Raw genomic sequence first — 1,059 nt, 5'->3', positions numbered from 1 at the left:
TCGCGCCGGTACTGCTGCCGCACCTGAAGGACCGCGCGGTCACCCGGATCCGCTGGCCGCACGGCGTGCAGGACATGAGCTTCTTCGAGAAGAACGCGCCGTCCGGTACGCCGTCGTGGGTGCGCACCGTGACCGTCCCCACCACCGGCAGCCGGACGGGCAAGGGCGATGGGGAGATCACGTTCCCGATCGTCGAGGACCTCGCCACGCTCACCTGGCTGGTCAACCTGGCGGCGCTCGAGCTGCACGTCCACCAATGGACCGTCGGGCGCAACGGCCGACCCCGCAACGCCGACCGCCTGGTCATCGATCTCGACCCCGGCGAGCCGGCCGGCCTCCACGAGTGCTGGGCCGTGGCCCTGCTCGTGCAGGACAAGCTCGCCGAGCGCGGCCTGCACGGCAAACCGGTGATGAGCGGCAGCAAGGGGCTCCACCTCTATGCGGACCTGCCGAAGCGGCTGCCGAGCGACGACTCGACGGCCTTGGCCAAGCAGGTCGCCGAGGAGCTGCAGCGCGAGCATCCCTCGCTCGTGACCGCGACGATGACCAAGGCCAGACGCCCGGGCAAGGTCTTCCTCGACTGGTCGCAGAACGCCGGCTCCAAGACCACCATCTCGCCGTACTCGCTGCGCGGCAAGGAGCTGCCGTACGTCGCCGCGCCGGTGTCGTGGGCCGAGGTCCAGGAGGGCGCCGACGACCCCCTCGGCCTCGAGCAGCTCCGCTTCGACGAGGTGCTCCGCAGGGTCGCCGCGGACGGCGACCTGTTCGCGTCCTGACCTGCTGGTTGCTGTTACCAATTGGTGGACCCCGCGTGTAAAGAGCGTTCCTCAATCGTGGCGCGCTCCCGCGTAGCGTTCGTGGTGTCCTGACCCATCGAGTGCCCAGGGGGTGCCATGAAGATCACGATCAGCCGCAAGCTCGTCGTCTCGGTCGTCGCGGTGCCGGCCGTGGCCGCGATGGCGGCGTTCAGCGGGATCTCCTGGAGCCAGGCGAGCGAATCGTCGTCTGGGGTCCAGCTGGTCGCCGACGACCACCTGGCCACCTTGACCGTCACCGACC

General features: G+C 69.7%; 1 protein-coding gene. It reads left to right on the top strand.

All coding sequences use genetic code 11. The features are described from left to right. The coding region (ligD, locus tag U1703_RS19105) for a non-homologous end-joining DNA ligase (RefSeq protein WP_332786981.1) at nucleotides 1-776 on the top strand (776 nt) is incomplete at its 5' end. Nucleotides 777-1,059: the final 283 nt, after the last annotated feature.

Source organism: Sphingomonas flavida (genome assembly GCF_036663655.1).
In the GTDB taxonomy this organism is placed as follows: domain Bacteria; phylum Pseudomonadota; class Alphaproteobacteria; order Sphingomonadales; family Sphingomonadaceae; genus Sphingomonas.
The sequence above is the reverse complement of the archived record's forward strand: the minus strand, read 5'-3'. Positions and strand labels throughout refer to the sequence as shown.